The sequence below is a fragment of the Lentzea sp. NPDC092896 genome, assembly GCF_044754905.1.
Taxonomy (GTDB): domain Bacteria; phylum Actinomycetota; class Actinomycetes; order Mycobacteriales; family Pseudonocardiaceae; genus Lentzea.
This window is the reverse complement of the sequence record NZ_JBIVPX010000011.1, coordinates 331,957-352,339: the sequence shown is the minus strand read 5'-3', so window position 1 is coordinate 352,339 and position 20,383 is coordinate 331,957. Positions and strand designations below refer to the sequence as shown.

At 68.8% G+C, this 20,383-nt stretch carries 20 protein-coding genes; 8 read left to right on the top strand and 12 right to left on the bottom strand.

Going from position 1 to position 20,383, the window contains the following annotated elements:
• The first annotated feature begins 177 nt into the window (after positions 1-177).
• Genes ACIQF0_RS40820 through ACIQF0_RS40810 form a run of 3 tightly spaced genes read left to right on the top strand, consistent with a single transcriptional unit; the run spans position 178 to position 4,052 of the window.
• A complete protein-coding gene (locus ACIQF0_RS40820; protein WP_401039137.1) occupies positions 178-2,580 on the top strand; it encodes a hypothetical protein in 2,403 nt (800 codons plus the stop codon).
• 10 nt (positions 2,581-2,590) lie between these two features.
• Complete coding sequence (locus tag ACIQF0_RS40815) at positions 2,591-3,526, top strand: RNA-binding protein (RefSeq protein WP_401039135.1); 936 nt, start codon at positions 2,591-2,593, stop codon at positions 3,524-3,526.
• Between the two features lies 1 nt (position 3,527).
• Positions 3,528-4,052 carry a GNAT family N-acetyltransferase gene (locus ACIQF0_RS40810; protein WP_401039132.1) on the top strand — a complete coding sequence of 175 codons (525 nt, stop codon included), beginning with the start codon at positions 3,528-3,530 and terminating at the stop codon, positions 4,050-4,052.
• Here ACIQF0_RS40810 and ACIQF0_RS40805 read toward each other — a convergent pair.
• Entirely contained in the window at positions 4,045-4,623 is a 579-nt protein-coding gene (locus tag ACIQF0_RS40805) for a TetR family transcriptional regulator (RefSeq protein ID WP_360049272.1), read from the bottom strand. The two genes, ACIQF0_RS40810 and ACIQF0_RS40805, sit on opposite strands and share 8 nt — an antisense overlap.
• A 77-nt stretch (positions 4,624-4,700) precedes the next feature.
• Here ACIQF0_RS40805 and ACIQF0_RS40800 point away from each other — a divergent pair, with 77 nt between their 5' ends.
• Positions 4,701-5,180 carry a DUF2975 domain-containing protein gene (locus ACIQF0_RS40800; protein WP_401039130.1) on the top strand — a complete coding sequence of 160 codons (480 nt, stop codon included), beginning with the start codon at positions 4,701-4,703 and terminating at the stop codon, positions 5,178-5,180.
• Positions 5,180-5,398: a helix-turn-helix transcriptional regulator gene (locus ACIQF0_RS40795; protein ID WP_030476549.1), complete on the top strand. Its 219-nt coding sequence runs from the start codon at positions 5,180-5,182 to the stop codon at positions 5,396-5,398. The genes ACIQF0_RS40800 and ACIQF0_RS40795 overlap by 1 nt, the downstream gene beginning before the upstream one ends.
• Here ACIQF0_RS40795 and ACIQF0_RS40790 read toward each other — a convergent pair.
• Positions 5,395-6,630, bottom strand: coding sequence for a glutamate mutase L (locus ACIQF0_RS40790; RefSeq protein ID WP_401039127.1), 1,236 nt, complete (start codon positions 6,628-6,630; stop codon positions 5,395-5,397). The two genes, ACIQF0_RS40795 and ACIQF0_RS40790, sit on opposite strands and share 4 nt — an antisense overlap.
• Positions 6,631-6,647: 17 nt before the next feature.
• Here ACIQF0_RS40790 and ACIQF0_RS40785 point away from each other — a divergent pair, with 17 nt between their 5' ends.
• Entirely contained in the window at positions 6,648-7,253 is a 606-nt protein-coding gene (locus tag ACIQF0_RS40785; RefSeq protein ID WP_401039124.1) for a hypothetical protein, read from the top strand.
• Here ACIQF0_RS40785 and ACIQF0_RS40780 read toward each other — a convergent pair.
• The 8 genes from ACIQF0_RS40780 to ACIQF0_RS40745 form a co-directional block, all read right to left on the bottom strand.
• Entirely contained in the window at positions 7,250-7,705 is a 456-nt protein-coding gene (locus tag ACIQF0_RS40780) for a MarR family winged helix-turn-helix transcriptional regulator (RefSeq protein WP_401039122.1), read from the bottom strand. The genes ACIQF0_RS40785 and ACIQF0_RS40780 overlap by 4 nt on opposite strands.
• A gap of 25 nt (positions 7,706-7,730) precedes the next feature.
• A complete protein-coding gene (locus ACIQF0_RS40775) occupies positions 7,731-9,227 on the bottom strand; it encodes an amino acid permease (protein WP_401039119.1) in 1,497 nt (498 codons plus the stop codon).
• 139 nt (positions 9,228-9,366) lie between these two features.
• A complete protein-coding gene (locus ACIQF0_RS40770) occupies positions 9,367-10,290 on the bottom strand; it encodes a cation diffusion facilitator family transporter (RefSeq protein WP_401039117.1) in 924 nt (307 codons plus the stop codon).
• Between the two features lie 47 nt (positions 10,291-10,337).
• Entirely contained in the window at positions 10,338-11,552 is a 1,215-nt protein-coding gene (gene manA, locus ACIQF0_RS40765) for a mannose-6-phosphate isomerase, class I (protein WP_401039115.1), read from the bottom strand.
• A 19-nt stretch (positions 11,553-11,571) separates the two neighbouring features.
• Positions 11,572-12,636, bottom strand: coding sequence for a hypothetical protein (locus ACIQF0_RS40760; RefSeq protein WP_360049287.1), 1,065 nt, complete (start codon positions 12,634-12,636; stop codon positions 11,572-11,574).
• 4 nt (positions 12,637-12,640) lie between these two features.
• The gene (locus ACIQF0_RS40755; protein ID WP_093591878.1) at positions 12,641-12,841 is read right to left on the bottom strand and encodes a Trm112 family protein; all 201 of its coding nucleotides are present in this window, start codon (positions 12,839-12,841) and stop codon (positions 12,641-12,643) included.
• A gap of 10 nt (positions 12,842-12,851) precedes the next feature.
• Positions 12,852-14,204 (bottom strand): phosphomannomutase/phosphoglucomutase, encoded by a 1,353-nt coding sequence (locus tag ACIQF0_RS40750; RefSeq protein ID WP_401039111.1) that lies wholly within the window; start codon positions 14,202-14,204, stop codon positions 12,852-12,854.
• 82 nt (positions 14,205-14,286) lie between these two features.
• Positions 14,287-14,646: a DUF3499 domain-containing protein gene (locus ACIQF0_RS40745; RefSeq protein WP_218164452.1), complete on the bottom strand. Its 360-nt coding sequence runs from the start codon at positions 14,644-14,646 to the stop codon at positions 14,287-14,289.
• A 93-nt stretch (positions 14,647-14,739) separates the two neighbouring features.
• On the opposite strand from ACIQF0_RS40745, the gene ACIQF0_RS40740 reads away from it, so the two are divergent.
• A complete protein-coding gene (locus ACIQF0_RS40740; protein WP_093593602.1) occupies positions 14,740-15,183 on the top strand; it encodes a metallopeptidase family protein in 444 nt (147 codons plus the stop codon).
• Positions 15,184-15,876: 693 nt separating this feature from the next.
• Here ACIQF0_RS40740 and ACIQF0_RS40735 read toward each other — a convergent pair.
• Together ACIQF0_RS40735 and ACIQF0_RS40730 are read right to left on the bottom strand one after the other, a co-directional pair.
• Positions 15,877-19,038: a glycosyltransferase gene (locus ACIQF0_RS40735; protein ID WP_401039107.1), complete on the bottom strand. Its 3,162-nt coding sequence runs from the start codon at positions 19,036-19,038 to the stop codon at positions 15,877-15,879.
• A gap of 31 nt (positions 19,039-19,069) precedes the next feature.
• Positions 19,070-19,375, bottom strand: coding sequence for a WhiB family transcriptional regulator (locus ACIQF0_RS40730; RefSeq protein ID WP_051784712.1), 306 nt, complete (start codon positions 19,373-19,375; stop codon positions 19,070-19,072).
• Positions 19,376-19,620: 245 nt separating this feature from the next.
• Between ACIQF0_RS40730 and ACIQF0_RS40725 the strand changes: the two genes are divergently transcribed.
• Entirely contained in the window at positions 19,621-20,376 is a 756-nt protein-coding gene (locus tag ACIQF0_RS40725) for a site-2 protease family protein (protein WP_401039105.1), read from the top strand.
• Positions 20,377-20,383 lie beyond the last annotated feature (7 nt).

Sequence of the window (20,383 nt, the reverse complement as noted above, 5' to 3'; positions counted from 1 at the left end):
TGCGGCCGAACTCGTGGAGTGACAGATCGGCCACTGCGAAGTCAATGCCGTTGCGGGTCTGCAACCGTTCCGCGGTCATCGCGAAGTCCTCCAAGGCACTTCAGAGAGGGTGTCGTCCGACCATACCGCCCGCTGATGCACCACTATGTCCCCCACGTTGGGTGAGGGAGGTCTCGGGTGTTGATTGCCGGCCCGGACACACGTGTCGTCGAGCTGCGCGTGCACGGCGTTCAAGGAACGACGCCGCAGACGCTCGTCGACGCCGTTGCGGCCGTGGACGTTGCGGGAGACGGGCTCGGGCGCATCGTGCGCCCGGCCGACAGACTCCGCAGGCCCGCGCCCGGACCGGTGCTGCAGACCGAGGGACGTCCGATACCTCGCGTGGTGGAGGGGTACCTGTGGGGCGGAATGACGTCCGGAGGTGTGGCCAAGGCCACGTGGGCGCTGCTCTTCCCGTTCAGCATCGCGAACGTCGCGCACTGGATGCTCCCTCCCGTCCCCGAGCGGAATCTGCCCGCCCACCTGCTCGGCATCGGTCTGCGGTCGTTGTTGCGGGTGTTCGCACTGCTGCTGACGGCGTTGCTGGTCGCGCAGATCTCCGTGGTCAGCCTGGACCTGCTCGCCGCCCAGTGTCTCCGGCCGGGTACTGCGTGTTTGACCAGCATTCCGACGGACGTGCGCACGTTCCCGTGGTTCCGGACGTTCCTGGGGCTGCTGCCGATCATCGTGGTGATCGCGGTGATGCGGCGCGTCTCGCACGTCGAGTGGCGGATCGAGCGCAAGGCGATCGCCGACGCCGAGGAGCAGGAGAAACAGCCCGCGTCCGGACTGCCCGGCGCGCACGTCGCGACCGACCCGGACACGCCGGCGTTGCGGTCGCTGCACGTCGTGGTGTCGCTCGCGGTGACGGCACTGATCGCCCTGGGCGGCCCGTTGAAGCAGCTCACGGCCACCGGCGGCATGGGCGTGGCGATCACGGTGACCTGGATCGTGTCTCTCGTGCTCATCGGTGTGTCCGTGCTCGGCGTGCTGCTGTTGGACGACCCCACGGGCGGTGCGCCTCATCGCGGCGGACGGTGGCTGCGCGCGGCGTTGGGCCGTAAGCCGCGCCGACTGCTGATGGTGTTCTCGGTGCTCTTGGTCCTGACGACGCTCGGATTGCAGGAACAGCTGCCGTTGCGGGTGCCCGGTGCGGACGTGACCGTGCAGGTCGTGGCGTTGCTGATGGCGTTCGTGCTGGTGCTGTTCGGGCTGATGCTGGTGCCTGCCGCACTGCTCGCGCGGGGCACCTGGAAGTCGTTGCCGCGCGAGCTGCGGCCGTGGGCGGGCGGCTGGTTCTCGGCGCCGGTGCTGGCGATCGCCGGACTGCTCGGCGGCGGTTTCGGCGCCGGCGTGGCGTTGCCGGTGCGCAAGGCCCTGGGCGACGAACTGAGGCTGCCGGCCGGCTACGAGTACATCACCCTGTTGTGGGGTGTGGCAGGCGCGTTGGCGCTGCTGAGCACGTTCGCGGTGGCGTCGTTCACCGGCGCCGTGCGGTGGCGGGCGTTCCGCAAGGGCAAGGTGTGGGCGCGCGAAGCGTCGTTGCTGCACTCCGGCCGGATGCGTGACCTTCGCACCGCGACGCGGGCGTGGTGGTGGGCGCGCTGGGAACGCAACCACGGCCATCACATGATCCTGATCATCGCGTCCGTGCTGTTCGTTGGTGCCGTGCTGGCTTCGGTGCTGCGCGTGCAGAACGTGCCGCTGGGCCCGTGGACGGTGTTCTCGGCTTTCGGCGTGTTCGTGCTCGGCCTACTCGCCGTGTCACTGCTGCGCGCCGTCTATCTGGCCGCACGGCAACCGGAGTCCGGGCGACGGCTCGGGATCATCGCGGACATCGCACAGTTCTGGCCGCGCGAAGCGCACCCGATCGTGCCGCCCTGCTACGCGCTCAAGGTCGTGCCGGAACTCGTCGCCCGCGTGCAGGACCACCTGCGCGACCCCGGTACCCGCGTCGTCCTCTGTGGACACTCGCAGGGCTCCCTGCTCGTCGCCGTCGCGGCAGCACGATTGCTGGAGGAACTGTCCGCGCACGACCGCGAACGGATCGGGCTGCTGACGGCAGGTTCGCAACTGCAGTGGGCTTACCCGCGGGCGTTCCCCGCCGTGGTGCCGCACGCGTCACTGGCCCGGCTGGCCGGCGGCCTGGACGGACGCTGGCGCGCGCTGTGCCGGGGCACGGATCCGTTGGGCGGCGCGGTGACGACGTGGCGGCGGCAGGTGTTCGACGGCATGCTGCTCGGCGTCGGCTACCGGGAGGACGGCTCGGAGGGCGCGCTGGCACCGGCGTTGCGCGGGCCCACCGGGGCGTTGGTGCTGGGCGGCGATCACTGGCTGCCGGACCCGCAGCGGGGACCGTTCCCCGGACGGCGGTGGCGGTCGGGCGTGTCGGCGCACTCGGACTACACGTCGGACCCGGAGTGGGACCGGGCCGTGGCGATCGCGGCGGGGCTGTTGCAGGTGGACGCGCCGGAGTCGCCTTCGCTGCCGTTCGCGCGCAAGCCGGAAACTCGGTCGCGGGACGCGTTGGGCGGCTCCTAGTCTCCGGGTCGTGCACGTCTTCAAGGTGACCAAGTACGACCCGGCGCACTTCGGCGACCGCGGTTACTTCGGGCCTGAAGCGTCCAAGAGCGACCACGGACCGCTGGAATCCGCCTACCTGGCGGCCGTGGAGGCGTTCGCCGAGGACAGCGGCGTCACCGAACTGACGATTCGCGAACCCGAGGTCGGCGGGTTCGTCAACTTCGGCCTGGAACCGAACATCGAGGGGCACGGGCTGATCGGGCTGTTCCCGGCCGACCTGACCGGCTACCACGACGGGGCGCGGATTCCGCTGGCCACCGGCGTGGCGCTCGTGCGAGCGATGCTGCGGGACAACGGCGCCTGGTGCCGGCTTGAGGTGGACGAGAGGTTCTTCGTCCACATCGGCTACGACCAGTACATGTACATCGGCAGCTCCGAGCCGTGCGATGACGCCGCTGCTCGGGTGCGCGCGCTCGGTCTGTTCCCCGTGACGGTCCCTTGCTCGCCGTGGGGCTTCGACGGCGAGGAACTGGAAGTCCCACGCCCGGCCGACGACGCGTTCTGGGCAGAGGTGTCCGAGCTCGTGATCACACGCGGCACCGTGCTGCTCCAGGAGATCCGCGCCGGAAACGCGTCACGCTGGCATCGTCTGCGGACCTCTGACGTTCCCGCCCTCACGCCGCGAGCGCGCCTGGCGGTCTGGCCTGAACTGAACGACGACGTCGTCGGGGAACTCCGGAAGCTGGATGAGCACGACGGTCCCTTCACACTCGTCTGGGAGGACCGGGACGGCGTGATCACCAGCCGCGCCACCGACGGCGAAGAGCGTCCGATGATCGCCGTCGAACTGGCCCAGGCGCGCGGCGCGATGGTGTTGTCCATCCTCGCGGATGAAGATCCTCCGCTGCTCGAATCAGTACTGCCCGATGACGATGGCGTAGTCCGAGTCCGTAGGAGCGTGTGAAGTGTTGACCGGGGATCTTGTCCGACTGCGGCCCGTCGAGCCCGAGGACGCCGACGCGTTCCACCGCTGGCACAACGACGAAGAAGTCATGCGGTGGCTGTCGAGCTACTTCCACACCTCGCTGGCCTCGACGCGCAAACGCTTCGGCGACCGCCAGGAGAACTCGTACGAGAAGGTCACCTTCTGCATCGAGACGCTGAAGGACGGCAAGCTCATCGGCGTCGTCGTGCTGCGCGACGCGGATCCGGTCAACGCGCGGGCCGAGGTCGACATCTACATCGGTGAGAAGGACCACTGGGGTGGCGGCTACGGCACCGATGCGTTGCGCACGGCGTGCCGGTACGGGTTCGACACGATGCGGCTGCACTCGATCGAACTTGGTGTCGTGGAGGCGAACGCCCGCGCGATCCGGTCCTACGAGAAGGTCGGTTTCCAGGTCGACGGGCGGTACCGGCAGGCGTTCTTCCGCGACGGCGAGTGGCACGACTGCCTGCTGATGTGCGTGCTCGAGGACGAGCTCAAGTGAGTGCCGGGGCGAGGTGGCCGATCGCCTCGCGCAGGTGATCTTCCACTGACGCCGTCGGCACCACGACGAGTCCGGACGGGCGCACGTCCACCCACCGTTGCACCGCGAGGCGTGCGGCGGCGGACACAGCGGCTGCCAGCACCTCTGCGCCTACGGGGTCCTTGCCCAGGCGTTCGGCGATGACGGTGGCGATCGGCGGTTCCATGGTCGCCACCGAGTCGAGGTACGCCTCGCGCAGGGCCGGTGTCGAGGTGATCAGCGCCAGGGCCTCGGTCGGCGGTTCGCGGTACTGCTCGGCGAACGCGGCGATGATCGAGTCGACCAGCGGTTCGGACGTAGGCCGCGAACGCAGTGCTTCCGCCACCTGGAGGGCGCGCGAGGCCGTGATGCCGGCGACGATCGCGTGCTCGCGGCTGGCGAAGTAGTTGTTGTAGGTGCGCGGGGAGACGTTCGCCGCTTCGGCGATCTCATCGACACGCACCTCGTCCACGCCCTTCTCCAGGGCGAGGCGCAGTGCGGCGGCCGACAACGCCGCTCGGGTCTCGGTCTTCTTGCGCTCGCGCAGTCCCACGCCGGTCACTCTAGAGACCGGTTGCAACACGATCACTACCGATTGACTTTCGATAGATCACTACCGATACTCGATCCATGATTGCTGAACGTTGGGCGGTGACAGCCCTCCGGGTGTTCCTGGTGGCGCTGTTCGGGATCCTCGTCGTCCTGGAGACGTTGTCGATCCCCGGCTCGTACGCGTACATGGCGCAGCAGAACCCCGAGGAGGCCTACCTGAGGTGGCCTTCGACGATCGTGTCCGTGTTCTGGGTCGTGTGCGTGCAGGTGGTCATCGTCGCCACCTGGAAGCTGCTCACGTTGGTGCGCAAGGACCTGATCTTCACCGAAGCCGCGATCAAGTGGGTCAACGTGATGGTGTGGGCGATCGCGGCGGCGTGGGTCGTGCTCGTGGGGGTGTTCCTCTGGGTCGGCTTCAACGCCGACGACCCCGGCGTGATCGTGTTGTTCTTCCTCTTCACGTCGGCGGTGTCGGTGGTCGGGCTCGTGCTCGTCGTGATGCGGGCGCTGCTGCAGCGCGCCACGACGCTGCGCGCCGACATGGAAGCGGTGATCTGATGGCCATCGTCGTGCGCATCGACGTCGAGCTGGCCAAGCGCAAGATGAGCGTCGGCGAGTTCGCGGAGAAGGTCGGGCTGACCCCCGCCAACGTCGCGGTGCTGAAGAACGGGCGCGCGAAAGCCGTGCGGTTCAGCACCTTGGAGGCCATGTGCCGGGTGCTGGAGTGCCAGCCGGGCGATCTCCTCGAGTTCGTGGACGACGAGGAGTCCGCCTAGCCCAGCCGTTTCGCCAGTCGGTCGGCGGCCTCCAGCCGCCCCGACTCGGCGAGCAGGCCCACCGGTGCCAGCACGTAGTCGCGGTCGACGGTGATCTCCGCGGTCCGCAGCACGGGCCGCAGCACCGGGTCGCCCCGCAACGCCTCGACGATCGGCTCGATGTCGAGCGCGTGCCGGAAAACGCCGCCCGACAACACCAGCAGACCCGCGCCGTGCGGGCCGAGCTGACCGTCGACCTGCCGGAGATGCCTGCGCACGGCCAGAATCGCCGCGAACGACGCCAGCTTCACGTCGACGGCCGGGTCTTCCGCGAGCCAGTCGACGTTCTCGGCGCGGTACTTCGCCTCTGCTGCCAGGTCCTCGGTCGTCAGACGTTCCGCGAGCGCTTCCTTGACCACGCCCGGCGCGGACCAGCGCATGCCGAGATCACCTTCGACGGTGCGGCGGTCCGGCGGCAGCGCGACCGTCCTCTCCAGACCTTCACTGTCCACAGTCGACACCGCCGAGTAGACGTCCGTGGTCGCGCCGCCGACGTCCACCACGAGCACGGCGCCTTCGCGGTCCTGTGCCGCGAGCCGGGAAACGCCTGCCAGCACGGCATCCGGCGTCACGGCCCGCACGAGCTGACGGAACCGCGGGCCGCGCGACAGCCCCTTGCCGCCGATCACGTGCTGGAGGAACGCCTCGCGGATCGCTCGACGGGCCGGTTCCGGGGCGAGCCGGCCGACGTCGGGCAGCACGTTCGGGCAGGCCACCACGGTACGTTTCGCCAGCAGTTCCAACGCTTCCGGCTGCGCCTCGACGTTGCCCGCCAGCACGATCGGCACGGCCACGCGGGCGAGCTTCGCCGCGTTGTGCAGCAGAACCGACCGGTCGCCGCCGTCCGTGCCGCCGACCAGCAGGATCAGGTCCGGTGTCGTGGCACGGAGGGCTTTCACGTCGACCGGGCCCGCGCTGACGTGCACGATCTTGGCGCCCGCTGACAACGCCACCCGGTAGCCCGCCTCGGCGCTCACGACGCGTTCCTGGCCGACGACGGCAAGCCGGAGACCGCCGCCGGCCGACGAACACGCGAGGATCTCGCCGTCACCGACCTCGGAACGCAACGCGTCGATGCCGCGCAGCACCTCCGGCGGCGTGGTCGGGTGCTGCCCGGTCCGGACCAGCTCGCCCTCTGGGGTGACGAGAGCGGCCTTGGTCCAGGTGGAACCGACGTCGAGACACAGGATCACGGGGTTAGCTTGCCATCATGAAGCTCACGCCCAAGGTGATCCTCGAAGGCACGCGGCTGACCGGCAAGACGGATCTGGCCTTCGCGTTGAACGAGCACCCCCGTCTCGTCGGGCATCGCCGGTACCGCTACCACTCGCCGTTGATCTCGGCGGAGTGGAGCGGGTTCAGCAACGAACCGTGGGGACGTGGGCTGATCGACTTCGCGCCGGACGAGACCGCGCACGCGATGGAGACCTACGAGACGTGGGTGCGGATGTTCGAACTGCAGCGCTACTACTCGTGGATCGTCGACCGCTTCCACCTGTCCACGCTGGCGTATCAGGCACGGCAGGGCCGCGAGTTCGACTTCGGCTGGCTGGAGGAACGGCTGAAGCCGCTCAACTTCGCGATCGTGCTCTGCACACGGCCCGAGGACACGTTCGAGGAAGCACGGGAGGAACGGCTGAAGATCAGCGCGAACCCGAAGCAGTACGTCTCGCTGGAGCCGTTCGTCGAGGAACAGCGGCAACTCCGCGAGCTCGCGGCGAAGTCGACGCTGCCCGTGCTGGAGCTGGACGTGACGCGGCAGGGCCCGGACGACGTGGCCGAGTGGCTCGACGAACGAGGTCTGCTGACCCTCTAGCCGTCGGCTTTCTCGTGCACGGTCTGCATGAACGACCCCAGCTGCGCGAGCTGGTCCGGCGTGAACAGGTCGATCAGGTACTCGCGGACCGTCGTGACGTGGCCGGGTGCGGCGGTGCGCAGCAGGTCCTTGCCGACGTCGGTGAGCACGGCGAGGATGCCGCGCTCGTCGGACTCGTGCGGTTCACGCCGCACGAGTCCCGACTTCTCCAGCTTGCCGATCTGGTAGGTCAACGAGCTCTTCGACACCACGACCCTGCGCGCCAGTTCGGTCATGCGCATGCGGTTGCCCGGCTGTTCGGACAGCACGACCAGCACGTTGTACTGCGCGTGCGAGAGGCCCGCGTCGCGCTGCAACTGCTGTTCGATCTGCCTCTCGAGGAGGTGGTACGCCTGGACGAAGTGATGCCAGGCGCTGCCTTCCTCCTCGGAGAGCCACCGCGCGTTTCCCATGGTGGGCAGGTTAGTTGGTGACGAGCTACTTGCCTGCCTTGTCACTCTGCTTGCCCAGTACCGAGTTGCGTCGGCTGTAGGCGAAGTAGACGACGACACCGAGCGCCATCCAGATGATGAACCGGATCCAGGTGAGCGCGGTCAGGTTCAGCATCAGCCACAGGCAGGCGAGAATCGCGAGGATCGGCACCAGCGGCACGAGTGGCACGCGGAAGCCGCGCGACAGGTCCGGCCGCGTCTTGCGCAGCACCAGCACACCCCCGGAGACGAGGATGAACGCGAACAGCGTGCCGACGTTCACCATCTCTTCGAGCTTGCCCGCCGGGAAGAAACCCGCCGCGATCGCGACCAGCGTGCCGACGATGATCGTGATGCGCGTCGGCGTGCCGTGGCTGCCGGTCTTCGCGAGCTTGCGCGGCAGCAACCCGTCGCGCGACATCGCGAACAGCACGCGGCTCTGGCCGAGCATCAGCACCATGACGACGGTGGTCAGACCGGCGAGCGCGCCGACCGAGATCACCGTGGCCGCCCAGTCGACCCCGTTGTCCGAGAACGCACTCGCGAGGGTCGCGCGCGTGCCGTCCGGCTGCGTCGCGAGCTTCGTGTACGGCACCATGCCGGTGATCACCAGCGTGACGGCGACGTAGAGCACCGTGACGATCGCGAGCGAGCCGAGAATGCCGCGCGGCACGGCCTTCTGCGGGTTCTTCGTCTCCTCCGCCGTGGTTGCCACGACGTCGAAACCGATGAACGCGAAGAAGACGATCGAGGCCGCGGCCAGCATGCCGAGCACGCCGTAGGTGCTGCCCGAGTAGCCGGTGATCAGCGAGAACAGCGACTGCTCGATGCCCGTGTGCACCGCAGGGCCACCTTCGGCCGCCGGCGGGATGAACGGGCTGTAGTTCTCGGCCTTGATGTACCCGATGCCGAGCACGATCACGAGCAGCACCACCGCGACCTTGATGGCCGTGATGACCGCGCTGACCCGCGAGCTCAGCTTCGTGCCGACGACCAGCAGGGTCGTGATCACCGCGACGAGCAGCACGGCGCCCCAGTCGAACTTGAGGCCGTCACCCACCTCGGTCTTCACGTCGACACCCATGAGACCGAGCGTCGTCTGCAGGTAGGCCGACCAGCCCTTGGCGACCGCGGCCGACCCGACCGCGAACTCCAGCACCAGGTCCCAGCCGATGATCCACGCGGCGAACTCGCCGAACGTCGCGTAGGAGAAGGTGTAGGCGCTACCCGCGACCGGCACCGTCGAGGCGAACTCGGCGTAGCACAACGCGGCCAGCGCACAGGCGATCGCCGCCAGCACGAACGACAGCGAGACCGACGGCCCCGCGATGTTGCCCGCGGTGCTCGCGGTGAGCGTGAAGATGCCGGCACCGATGACGACCGCGACACCGAAGACCGTGAGGTCCCAGGCCGACAGGTCCTTGCGGAGCTTCGTGTCCGGCTCGTCCGTGTCCGATATCGACTGCTCGATCGACTTCGTGCGCCACAACCCGTTCCCCGGCACGGTGCATACCTCCTTGATGGATCCCCGATTCGGCCCACCCTAGAGGTATCCACCACCTGGGACCCCTATAGCTCGTTTCATATGGCAAACGGGGCGTTTCGCACTCACGTGGAGTGCGAAACGCCCCGTTCGACCGAAATCAGGAGCTGCTGACCGTCGACCGGTCCAGGTCCGGCTCCAAGTAGATGAGGCGCGCGTACGGCACCTTGGCCCGCACCCGCTGCTCGGCGTCGTTGATCGCCTGAGCCACCTCGTCCAGTTGCAGCCCGGGGTTGAGCGCGATCTTCGCCGCGACGAGCAACTCCTCCGGCCCGATGTACTGCGTCTTGATGTGGATGACGCGCTGCACCTTGCCGGCGGCCAGCTCGTCGATGATCACGTCGAGGTCCTTGTCGGACGCGCCCTCACCGATCAGCAGCGACTTCATCTCGATGATCAGGATCACGGCGATGATGCCCAGCAGCACACCGATGGCGACGGTGCCGAGCGCGTCGAACACCGGGTTGCCGGTGATCGTCGAGAGGCCGACGCCGAGCAGGGCCAGGACCAGACCGATCAGCGCGCCCGCGTCCTCCAGCAGCACGACCGGGAGTTCCGGGGTGCGCGAGTTGCGGATGAAGCCCCACCAGGTGGCGTCGCCCTTGATGAGCCTCGACTCCTTGATGGCCGTCATGAAGCTGTAGGTCTCGAGACCGATGGCCACCACGAGGATCGCGACGGCGACGAGCGGGCTGGACAACTCCTCGGGCGCCTGCAGCTTGTGGATGCCCTCGTACAGCGCGAAGACCGAGCCGAGCGTGAAGAGCATCAGCGCGACCACGAACGACCAGAAGTACCGGTCGCGGCCGAAGCCGAACGGGTGCAGCTTGGTCGCCCTGCGCTGGGCCGTCTTCTGGCCGAGCAGCAGCAGGCCCTGGTTCGACGTGTCGGCCACGGAGTGCACCGACTCGGCGAGCATCGACGACGAGCCGGTGATCAGGAATCCGATGAACTTGGCCACCGCGATTCCTGCGTTTGCCACCAACGCCGCGACGATGGCCTTGGTTCCGCCCCCTGCTGACACGCCTGTCTCCTTGCTGAGAACCAGTCCGGTTTGTCCGGTCGTGAACCTTAGTCTGTTCCGGCCGTGGCGCGGAAAAGTTCAGCGGATTCAACACCATCCGGGCGCACGAGCACGGCCGGGTCGGACGCGGGCAGCCACACGGACTCACCGCGCCCCAGCTTCAGCTCGTCGCCTCTGGCGTTCGTGAGTACCACGGAACCCTCGGTGCAAATCATGATCTGCGGGCCCTCGTGGTTGATCCGCGTCTCGCCGGCCAGGTCCAACCTGGACAGTTCGAACTCGGGCGCGGGCGTGCGGTAGACGCGGACGCCGGGCTGGATCTCCTCGCCCAGCAGCACTTCCATGTCACCGCACGTGAAGTCGAGCACGCGCAGCAGTTCGGGCACGTCGACGTGCTTGGGCGTGAGGCCGCAGCGCAGGACGTTGTCCGAGTTCGCGAGGATCTCGATGCCCGTTCCGCGCAGGTACGCGTGCAGGTTGCCGGCGGGCAGGTGGATCGCCTCGCCCGGCTGCAGCACGATGCGGTTCAGCAGCAACGCCGCGAGCACGCCCGCGTCGCCGGGGTAGGACTCGCCCAGCTCCAGGATCGTGCGGCACTCCAGGTCGAACTCGCCGTGCTCCTTCACGTGCAGCACGCACGCGTCGAGAACCTGGGGCAGCAACGTGCTCAACGACGTCTGCGGCAACGTGATCAGCATCGTGAACAACGCGCGCAGGCCTGACGAGTCCGGCTGCGCGACCAGCATCTCGGTGTACGGGGACAGCGCGGGCGCGTCCAGGGCGCGCAGCAACGAGACCGTCCGCGACGGCTCGCGGAAGCCGGCCAGCGCGTGGAACTCGGTCAGCGCGCAGATCAGTTCCGGCTTGGCGGCCGGGTCCTTGTAGTTGCGGACCGGGGAGTCGAGCGGCACGAGACGCTTCTCCTCGGCCGCGAAGCCCTCCGCCGCCTGGGCGGCCGACGGGTGCGCCTGCAGGCTCAGCGCCTCGTCCGCGGCGAGCACCTTGAGCAGGAACGGAAGCCTGCTGCCCCACCGCTCGGCGACGCGCGTGCCGAGCTGGCCGTCCGGGTCGGACGCCAGCAGACCGAGCAGCGAGCGCTCGGTGCCGTCCGCGCCGACCACGCGGGACGGGTCGCCGGGGTGGGCGCCCATCCACAGTTCGGCCTCGGGATGGGGTGCGGGCACCTCCTTCCCGAGCAGCTCGGCGATGGCCGTGCGTGAACCCCACGCGTACGGCCTTACCGCGTTGTGCAGCAGGTCCACTTCTAAGTCAGCTCCCAAATCAGTACGGGTTGCCGCCGAGAGTTCCGGCGGCGAGCCCGAGGTACAGCGCGGCCAGTTCGAAGCGGAGCGCGAGCAGTGCGGCGCTGACCGCGTCGCCTCCCGCCACCTCGACGGCCGGCTCCAGCACGTCGGCTCCCGGCAGGGCGTCCTCGGCGGCGTGCCGAACAGCATCTGCCACCGGGCCCTGGCGCACAGCCAGCAACAACACGCGCACAAGTCCGCTGCCCGGCTCGTCGTCCGGGTCGGCGAAGAGGTCTGCACCCGAGGTTCCCTGCACCGCGCGGCGGTGCAGCACCGGGCGGGTCAGCGCCTGTGGATACCCGGCGACGTCGCAGGCCACACCGGCGAACGCCGCCAGCACGCCCGCGCCGTGCATGCCGACCGACGTGGCGACCTCGTCGAGGCCCCACAGCAGCGGCGTGCGGTCGGCGACGCGCAACGCGAGTGACTTCGCCGGGTTCACGAACGACTCGTGCATCGGGTGGTCGCGCTCGGCCTCGCGGTCGAGCTCGTCCGCGATCAGTTCGACGTCGACCTTGAGCAGGCCGAGAGCGTGCAGCACCAGCAGCCACGCGGCGAGCGCGCGGGGGAAGCTGAAGCCCGGCGGCACGTCGATGCGGGGCGGCAGCAGCACCGCCCTGCCCGCGGCGGCCGCGGCGATCGGACCGGAGTCCGGCGCCGTCAGCAACGTCCGGGCACCCCTGCGGACCGCCCGGTCGATCGACTCGGCGAGCACCCGGTCACCGGGGTCCTCGGTGTGCGCGAGCACGACGTCGAGAGCACCGACCCAGGGCGGCACCTCGTCGGCGAGCACGACCGGCACCGAGCAGCCGGAACCGAGCAACGCCATGACGACGTTGGCAACGGTGACCGAGTGACCGGGCCGGGTGACGAGCACGACCGCGCGCGGGCGTTCGGAGAAGATCCGCTCCAGCCCCGCCTCGGCCGCGGCCTCAGCGGTGGAACGGACCTGTGCTCCCGCCCGCGCGGCAGCACGCAGCCAGCCGCCCGTGTCGGCGTCGGCGAGGCGGCTCGGGTCGTCGAGCAGCGTGTCGTCGAGCACCTGATCACACAGCCGACGGCGGCTCGACCGCCTCGTCCAGCAGGAGCACCGGGATGCCGTCGCGAACCGGGAACGAACGGCCACACGCGGTGCACGTGAGGAAGTCCGCTTCCGGGTCGGAGGGCGTCCCGACCTGCAAGGGCGCGTGCTCGGGGCACGGGCAGGCGAGAATTTCCAGCAACTGCTCTTCGAGCTTGACGGCCACGGTGTTCTCCTCAGGCCCGCACGATCGCGAGGACCTCGTCGCTGAGCGCGGCGACGGCCTCGGGGGTGGCGGCTTCGACGTTCAGGCGCAGCAGCGGCTCGGTGTTCGAGGCCCGCAGGTTGAACCACGACCCGTCCGCCAGCTGCACGGTGAGACCGTCCAGCTCGTCGATCGTGACGCCGTCCTTGGTTCCGTACGCGTCCTTGATCGCGGCGATCCGCCCGGCCTGGTCGGTGACCGTCGAGTTGATCTCACCGGAGGCGGCGTAGCGGTTGTAGACCTCGGTCAGCGTGGACAGCGGACCGGCCTGCTCACCCAGCGCGGCCAGCACGTGCAGCGCGGCCAGCATGCCGGTGTCCGCACGCCAGAAGTCGCGGAAGTAGTAGTGCGCGGAGTGCTCGCCACCGAAGATGGCGCCGGTCCTGGCCATCTCCTCCTTGATGAACGAGTGGCCGACGCGCGTGCGCACGGGCTTGCCACCGTGCTCGGTGACGATCTCCGGCACGGCGTGCGAGGTGATCAGGTTGTGGATGATCGTGCCGCCGGGGTCCTTGGCCAGCTCGCGCACGGCCACCAGCGCCGTGATCGCCGACGGGCTCACCGGGTCGCCGTTCTCGTCCACGACGAAGCACCGGTCCGCGTCGCCGTCGAACGCGACGCCGGCGTCGGCACCCTCGGCCTTCGTGCGGGCCTGCAGGTCGACGATGTTCTTGGGGTCGAGCGGGTTCGCCTCGTGGTTCGGGAAGCTGCCGTCGAGCTCGAAGTACATCGGGATGACCTCGATGGGCAGGCCCTCGAAGACCTGCGGCACCGTGTAGCCGCCCATGCCGTTGCCCGCGTCCACCACGATCTTGAGCGGGCGGATGCCCTTCAGGTCGACCAGGGCGTTGAGGTACGCCGCGTAGTCGACGAGCATGTTGCGCTCCTCGAACGTGCCGGGCTCGACACCCTCGGCGTCCGGGACCTGGTTCTCGGCGTCCTGGCGGATCTGCCCGAGACCGGTGTCCTGGCCGACCGGGCTCGCACCGGCGCGGCACATCTTGATGCCGTTGTACTGCGCGGGGTTGTGGCTCGCGGTGAACATGGCGCCGGGCAGGTCGAGCTTGCCGGACGCGAAGTAGAGCATGTCCGTGCTGGCCAGACCGATGCTGATGACGTTCACGCCCTGCGCCTGCGCACCTTCGGCGAAGGCACGCGACAGCCCGGGCGAGGAGTCGCGCATGTCGTGACCGATGACGATCGTCGGTCCACCGACCAGGCGCGCGAAGGCGGCGCCGAAGTCGCGGACCAAGCCGGCGTCCAGCTGCTCGCCGACCACCCCACGGATGTCGTACGCCTTGACGATGCCGGACAGGTCACGCACGCCGCACACTCCCGAAACTCGCTCTTGACGGCCACTGCCAGGGCAGCCTACCGGCGAGAAGATTAGTGGTGCGTGTGGTCGTTCAGTCCTCGTGCGGATCAGGCAATACCCGCAGGTGACCACGCCTGTGCGAGCCCGCGGACACGTCGGGCAGCTTCGGGCTCACATCAGCACGCCCAGCCTCCCTCACCGCCTCGGCCAACGCCGTCAGGTCGTCCACAGTCGGCTCGGGCGCCGCGAACTCACCCTGGTGCCTCACGACCTCCCAACCCCGCGGCGCAGTGAGCCGCAAGGCGTGCTCCTCGCACAGGTCGTAGCTGTGCGGTTCGGAGTACGTGGCAAGCGGCCCGACGACCGCGGTGGAGTCCGCATAGGCGTAGGTGAGCGTGGCGACAGCCGGGTTAGCACACCCGGTTCGCGAGCACCGTCTCACGCTCCGCACGATCGGGGACGATAGCGCGTCCACGCGAGGCTGTGTGTGAGGCACGCTGTGTTTAGTCGTCAGGGGTAGCAACTAGGCTGCTGGGTTGTGGTGATGGCACGGGGTTCACAGCGGCAGAATTCGCCGCGCCGACGCAACCGCGACCGGCACGGCCGAGGCCTGCGCGGCCCGCTCTACCCGGCCACGCTCCCAGCGGCCCGCTCCCGGGCAGAACGCTTCGACGCGCTGGTCATAGAGGCACTGGAGCCCATCGAGGCCCGCTGGCGAACCGAACTGACCCAGCTGGACGTGGCAGTCGACGACGTCCCGGACGTCCAGGTAGAAGGCGAAGACGGCGTGGTGGAGGACGGCAACGTCCCCCTGGCACGCCTGCTCCCGCCAGGCTCGGACAACCGTGCCCGGATCGTTCTCTACCGCCGACCTCTGGAGGCACGGGCGAAGGACGGCGCCGACCTGTCCGACCTGGTGCACGACGTGCTGGTGGAGCAAGTGGCGAACTACCTGGGCCTGGACCCGGACGTGGTGGACGAGGGCTGAGACCCCTCTCACACACGCCGCTCACACAGCCCGGCCCCCTCCACGCACTCACGGCGCGCTGACGCAGGGGTCCCCTTGAGTTCGGGATCCCCCGCGACCCAACTTAGCGACGGGGTCTGACACTCCAGCGCAGCCGAAGGCAAGCCGTCTGAGCGCGCGGAAACAACAAGCACCCACCCGCGAAGCCGAAGGCGAGCAGTCTGAGCGCGCGATCAAGGCAAGCGCCTGATCGTCCGCGATGCCGAAGGCAAGCCGTCCTTACCGTGCGGTCATGGCAAGGGCCTGATCGCCCGCGATGCCGAAGGCGAGCCGTCCTTACCGTGCGGTCCGGGTGGGGTGGCTTCGTCACGAGTCGTGCCACAGCTCTTGCTGCATCGCTGAAGGGGTGTCAACTCGACACGCTTTTCGTCGAGTTGACACCCCTTCAGCGATGTGGCCCGCTCTTGGCTCGACTCGTGACGAAGCCACCCCACCAACGCAACCACCTACGCAACGCGCCTCCGCCCAAAGCAACAGGCGTGCCATCAACCCACGCATGGCGTAGACCCCGGCTTTTGATCAGATTGGCGGGGTCTGGGGCGGAGCCCCAGGAATCAGCCGCCACATCCCCTCGCACGGCGACCACCTACGGACAACAAACCGGCACCCGCCAACCCACCAGGGAGACGCCCCACAAACCCGACGCGCCCGCCGTCAGGCGGCCCTCCGACGAGTCGGTATGGCAGTCAGCAACGTGAACAACGCGGCCGCCGCCTGCCCCAACAACAGGAAGTCCCGCAAGGTGGACGACATCTCCACCCGAACCTCAGCGGCGGAAGCCGGCAACGGCACCCCGACCAAATGCCCCCAAGCCCGAACCACGGGCACCTCGGCCCCATCCACAAAAACCCGCCACCCAGGCTCGTCCTCGGCGGCCAGAACGAGCACCCGCCCCTCCCCGCCAGGCGAAACCCGAACCGCGACCTCCGGCAACGACAGGTTCACCGGCACCACCCCGGAAGCCGCGAGCTCCTCAGGCGGCTCCCCACCGGTCCGAGCCCGCCGAGCCAGATCGGGTGCCAGCAACACCCCGGTGTCGGCAGCGAACCGCAACCGCAACACCGGCCGCCCATCAGAGGCACCAGGCGCCACCGACACCAACTCGCCAGCGGCAGCCCGAACCCGAGCAGCCACCTCCTCGGACGGCAACACCACAAAGGCCACCCCAGAAGCCGCGGCCTGAGCCAGCGCGGTCTTCACCGCAGGCGCGGCCCCGTCCACAAGAGACGAGTTCCACCGCCGCAACCGAGCAGGCGACGACACAGTGGGCACCAGATCGTCATCCCCAAAAGCCGGCATCCGCCCGGCAACCTGACGAACCGGCGACCCCAGGATCAGCACCGACCGCCCGGTCCGCTCCAACTCAGCGGTCAAGGACGGCCCCAGAGCAACCCCACCGTCAGCCTTCAACGGCCCAGAGCGCAGATCCAACAACCCGGCCACTCCGAGACTGACCAACGTCACCACACCAACGACGTACACGGCCCGCCGCACCCGAGCCTGCCCCGCAACCCCGGGCGCCACCCCGCGCTGACACCCGGCGAGCACCACACAAACGAGTCCCCAGGCCAGCAGGACCAACGGCGTCCCAGGCCAGGCCCCAACAGCAGCCACGGCAGCAAGCGCACCGATCGCCAGCACGATCACCAACAGCCCGGGCAACATCGACGCGTTGGGCCGCAGCACCGCGGCAGCGAACGCGGCCGCCACGAAGACCGAACACACGACCAGGTTCGGTGGCGGCGACGAGAACGCGGCGCCAAGCCCGTTGAGCACCATCTCCGGGTGCTGCAACAAGACGGCGGGCCACGGCAGAAGCAGCCCCATCGGCAGCAGCACGATCATGAACAACGCCGCGATCCGCCGAGCACCGCCAGTGACCGCGATGAACCCGGCCAGGGCGCCCACGATGATCACGACGTGGGTCAGCGGCGAGAAGGCACCCAAAACAGCAACACCGATGGCGGTGCCGGAAGCCATGGGCAGCCACGCGTGTGTGGACGACGCGCGCAACACCGCATACACGCCGGCGAAGACCACGGGCGTCACGACGTGCACGACGATGACGTCCAGGCGGCCTTCGGCGACGGCGGTCGTGGCGACTGGCAGCAGGCCGTAGAAGGCGGCCACCACCGCGCGCACGGAACGGCGTACGCGCATGCCGCGTGACGCGATGTAGGCGGACAACGCGGCGAGGGGGATGTCGCCGAGCAACAGCAGTGCGACGGCGAAGGAAGGTCCGCCGGGGATCAGGCCCAGGACGGCCAGCGCCGCGGGAGCGGGGGCCGCGGTGCCGCCGAGGACCGGGTGCCACGACGACAGGTAGGTCGACCAGACCGAACCCGCCGAGCCGACCGGGAGCAGCCGGCCGCCCGCGAGGTTCAGGCCGAGCCGAGACCAGTTCGCGATCACGGCGACGGCCGAGAGTCCGAACAACAACAGAACCGGGGGCGCGAGCAGCAGCGAGCGCAGCATCCGCGACTGGTCGACCTCGACGAAGACCATGCCGGGAGCGCCGCGCGGGCCGGGCGACGGACGGGGGCGCGGCGCCGGGCGCAGCGTGCCGGGCAGGGCGGCGTCCACGGGGACGACGACCGGTGGGCGGCGCAGGCCCGCGACGCGCGGGCGGCCTCGGGAGGCACCGGCGGGCAACGCCGACGGGCCGACCGGGCGAGAGTCCACTTCGGATGGTTCGAGCCACGTCGAACCCGCATCGGTTGCGGGCAAACGACCCAGCGCGGCGTCCGCTTCGACGCGGCGGCGGATCAGGAAGGTGGCGCCGGCGCGGATCGCGTTGCGCAGCCGGGTGAGTCTGCTGGTGAAGAGGCCGCGCACGACGGCGGAACCGCGGCGGGCGCGGCGGCCTTCGAGCAGACGGCCTCTGGTCAGGAGGTAGCGGGCCGCGCCGACTTCGGCGTGTGCGTCCGCGAAACGCCGGAGGAACAGGAAGCCCAGGGCGCGCAGCAGCGACAGGAACAGCAGTCGCGGAACTCCGACGAGAAACGAGAAACTTGAACAATTGACCAAAAATGTACGCATGCCGTGCGCGCGGTCGACGCCACGAAATGACGGGCCCGGCCGCGCCATGGCCGCGTCCAAACGACGTGAGCCTTTAGTTGCGGCGCGTGCATGTCGCATGCGTGCGACCGGTACGCACAGGACCAAATGACCCGCGCGATTAGCGCGCCAGCCGAAGTCGAGATCGTCGCGCAGCAGCGGCATCGCTTCGTCGTAACCGCCGAGCGCGTGCCAGACCTCGCGTCTGATCAACGATCCCGCGGACGAGACGGCGAGAACCTCGGTGCTCTGCTGAAACGATGCGGAATGCTCCGCAGAGGACAGTCCAGTCTGTCGATGTCCTGAAGAATCCGTCGACAAACCCGCCTCGACGACCAGACGAGAATCCACCCAATCGAGGCACAGCGGACCCAGCACGGCAGCCGACGGCGACACCTCGGCCGCGGTCAGCAGCGAGGCCAGGCAGTCGGGTTCGGGCGCGCTGTCGTCGTGCAGCAACCACAGCCATTTGCCGGGGTCACCCCACCGTTCGACGGCGTGTTCGACCGCGAGCCGCACGGCGGTGCCGTAGCCCGTGCCACGCGGCGCGGTCAGCACGCCGTCCAGCAGATCCCCCGCCTCCGCCAGCACCTTCGCTGTCCGGTCGGTTGATCCGGTGTCGACAGCGATCACGTGCCGAGGGCGAATTCGCTGACGCCGCAACGCGGACAGCGCCGTGCTGAGCCACTGGTCTCCGTCGTGGCAGACCAGGACGCACAGCACCGGCGCTGTCCGGAGCCTCGGCTGAGGACTTGTCACGCCCCCAAGTTAGGGCACGAAGATCACGCTTCTAGACGGCTCGCTTCTTCAGCTTGCGGCGTTCTCGTTCACTGAGACCGCCCCAGATGCCGAAGCGTTCGTCGTGCTGGAGTGCGTACTCAAGGCACTCCGAACGCACCTCGCAGCCCAGGCAGATGCGCTTGGCCTCCCGAGTCGACCCTCCCTTTTCGGGGAAGAACGCCTCAGGATCGGTCTGTGCGCAGAGCGCGCGCTCCTGCCAGTCCTGCTCGTCGGCAGGGTCGAACAGGTACGACAGCTCGCCCTGCACGACCGGCTGCGTGACGTGATCTTCTTCGAGCTCTTCGAATTCCTGCATTTCGTCCGCCTCCTCGCCTTCCGCTCTCCCCGGTTGGCGGACGCCAGACGCCGTTCCCACAACGACGAATGACACCGATGTGATTACACCTGCGTCACAGCGGGCGGTCAAGCGGAGTCCACACGTCGGGGGATATTCGCGCGGATGGCCGCAAAAACCTTGACTGGCAGCACAGACAGTGATTCAGGTGTTGCAACGTGTCCCCGAACGGCCCACGACACCAGCCGACACGCCACACTGGAGGGGTGAAGCGATCAGCGGTTCGCCCCAGTCCACTGTTCCTAGGCCTGCTCGCGGCGACCGCCGCCGGAGCCGTCCTCACCCTGCTCGAAGGTGACGTCGCCATCATCTCGGGCACCATCCTGTTCGTGCTCGCCGGGTGGGCGGTGACGCTGTGCCTGCACGAGTTCGGGCACGCCGCCGTCGCGTACAAGGGCGGCGACTTTTCCGTACGTGACAAGGGTTATCTGACGCTCGACATCCGCCGTTACACCGACCCGGTGCTCAGCATCGTGCTGCCGCTGGTGCTGCTGGTCATGGGCGGGATCCCTCTTCCGGGTGGCGCCGTGTGGATCAACCACCACGCCCTTCGCTCGAAGAAGATCGAGTCGTTGGTCTCACTCGCGGGCCCGGTTTCGAACCTCGTGATCGGTTTTCTGCTCGCGCTCGTCGTCGCGATCTTCTCCCCGCCCGCCGCTCTGGCCTCCGCGATTTCGTACCTTGCTTTGTTGCAGGTGTTCGCGTTCGTGCTCAACATCCTGCCGGTGCCCGGCCTGGACGGCTGGGGTGCGCTGGAACCGTTCCTGCCCTACAAGGCGCAGCAGTTCGGCGCGAAGGCCCGTCCGTGGGCACCGCTGGTCCTGTTCGCGGTCCTGATCGGCTTCTCCGAGGTCAGCCAGCTGTTCTTCGAGGTGTCGGCCGCCCTGTTCCAGGTGTTCGGCGGTGAGCCCGGTTACGCGGGTGCAGGCGCGTCCACGTTCATGTTCTGGCGCTACCTGTAGGCCACTC

What these genes read in the sequence shown, in the direction of transcription:
- ACIQF0_RS40800 (WP_401039130.1), top strand. Translation starts at nt 4,701, where the DNA reads ATGATTGCTGAACGTTGGGCGGTGACAGCCCTCCGGGTGTTCCTGGTG.
- ACIQF0_RS40795 (WP_030476549.1), top strand. Translation starts at nt 5,180, where the DNA reads ATGGCCATCGTCGTGCGCATCGACGTCGAGCTGGCCAAGCGCAAGATG.
- ACIQF0_RS40785 (WP_401039124.1), top strand. Translation starts at nt 6,648, where the DNA reads ATGAAGCTCACGCCCAAGGTGATCCTCGAAGGCACGCGGCTGACCGGC.
- ACIQF0_RS40780 (WP_401039122.1), bottom strand. Translation starts at nt 7,705, where the DNA reads ATGGGAAACGCGCGGTGGCTCTCCGAGGAGGAAGGCAGCGCCTGGCAT.
- ACIQF0_RS40740 (WP_093593602.1), top strand. Translation starts at nt 14,740, where the DNA reads ATGGCACGGGGTTCACAGCGGCAGAATTCGCCGCGCCGACGCAACCGC.
- ACIQF0_RS40730 (WP_051784712.1), bottom strand. Translation starts at nt 19,375, where the DNA reads ATGCAGGAATTCGAAGAGCTCGAAGAAGATCACGTCACGCAGCCGGTC.